The sequence below is a fragment of the Cupriavidus sp. 05N40 genome, assembly GCF_056397305.1.
In genome coordinates, this window is the sequence record NZ_JBFTND010000427.1 from 1 (window position 1) to 1611 (window position 1611).

The 1611-nt window shown below is 60.3% G+C and carries 1 protein-coding gene and 1 pseudogene; one reads left to right on the top strand and one right to left on the bottom strand.

Features of this window, described 5'->3' with window-relative positions; translation table 11 throughout:
• A pseudogene (locus AC1DO7_RS41195) lies at positions 1–807 on the top strand (hypothetical protein); the annotation flags it as partial.
• Between the two features lie 232 nt (positions 808–1039).
• On the opposite strand, the gene AC1DO7_RS41200 reads toward AC1DO7_RS41195, so the two are convergent.
• A partial coding sequence (locus AC1DO7_RS41200; RefSeq protein WP_477117569.1) for an RNA-guided endonuclease InsQ/TnpB family protein occupies positions 1040–1611 on the bottom strand: 572 nt, incomplete at its 5' end.

Below are 1611 nucleotides of genomic sequence, written 5' to 3' on the forward strand. Positions count from 1 at the left end.
TTGGAGCCCGGTGTGTTGGAGCCCGGTGTGCAGGGGCTGAACCACATTGCCATGGACCTCTGGCTGCTTGGCTACCCGGATCAAGCCCAAGCGCGCAGCCAGGAGGCGCTCGCCCTGGCCCAGACGCCTTCCCATCCCTCGGACTCGGCCGACGCGCTATTTTTTGCCGCCGAAGTCCGCCTGCTCCGCGGGGAAGTGCAGCCGTCAATGGAGCTCGCGCAGGCGCTCGTCGACCTCGCCACCGACTTCGGCCTGCCGTTCGGATTGGCGTGTGGAACCATTCTTCTTGGCTGGGCGTTGGCCGGGCAGGGACGCGCGACAGAGGGCATTGAATTGATACAGCAGGGCTTGAGCGCGTACCGCGCCACGGGGGCCGAAGTGTTGCGGACTCACTTCCTTATGCTGCTGGCCGAAGCCTTCGCAAAAACGGGGCAAACTGAAGCAGGGCTTGCGACGCTTGCCGAGGCACTGGGCCAGGCCGACCGCACCGGCGAGCGCGTGTACGAAGCCGAATTACATCGGCTCCATGGCGAGCTAATGCTGATGGAGCCGTGCCCCGAACGCGCGGGGCACATCAGCCAAGGCGAAGCCGAAGCCAGCTTCCTGCGAGCGATCGCGCTCGCTCGCCGCCAAGGCGCCCGATCCCTGGAACTGCGCGCGGTGATGTCTTTGAGCCGGCTTTGGCAGCAGCAAGGCAAAAAGGATGACGCCAGCCGGCTGCTGGCCGATCGATACAGCGCATTCGACGAAGGCTTGGATACACACGACCTGCGCGAAGCGAGGGTGCTGCTTGCCGAGCTCAAATGACGGCTAGCTAGCGGGCCCGGAGGTCCTGGGAACAGCCATTCCCTGAGGCAGCCGCTTCGAACGGCCGACCTCGGATGACTAGGGGACGAAGCGCAATGCCGGCTTAAAGGCGGAGACACCTCAGAACAGAAGCAAGTCCGCAATACTTCAAAATGCAGACCGTAACGCTCGACATCGGCATCGGCGGCGCAAAGCCGTGGAATCCTGATCGCTTCATTCCTTGCATGCACTGCTATCCARAACGTGCACAAATGTGCGCGTCCGGTTCCTGCCCCGAACCCCCTGACTGGCCAGGCTCGTATCTGACAGGCGTAACTTTCCCGATAGCCTCAGGTAGAAAAACCATTTGTTCGAGGTTTGCGCTCGCGTTAAAGTCTCTGTCATGGCGCGTGTCACAGCTTACGCAAGTCCACTCTCGATCCTTTAACATCAAAGCCGAATTTACCTCGCCGCAGCATGAGCAACGCTTTGAGCTAGGAAAGAAGCGATCCGCMGTCACTAGCGTTGTCCCATACCAAGCACTCTTGTATTCGATCTGGCGGCGAATCTCCCCAAATGCCACGTCGAGAATGGCGCGGTTCAGGCCGGCTTTTTGACGGACATTTCTTCCCGGTTTGTCGACACTCCCCTTGGCGCTTGCAGTCATTCCCTGCACAGACAAGTCCTCGATGCCCAACGTTTGGTTTTCACGTGCGAGCGAGGTCGTCATCTTGTGCGTGAAGTCATTGCGAATGCACCTGATCTTTCGATGCTGATCAGCGAGCTTTCGCGATGCCTTCTCACGGTTCTTGGACGGGAGAAGAC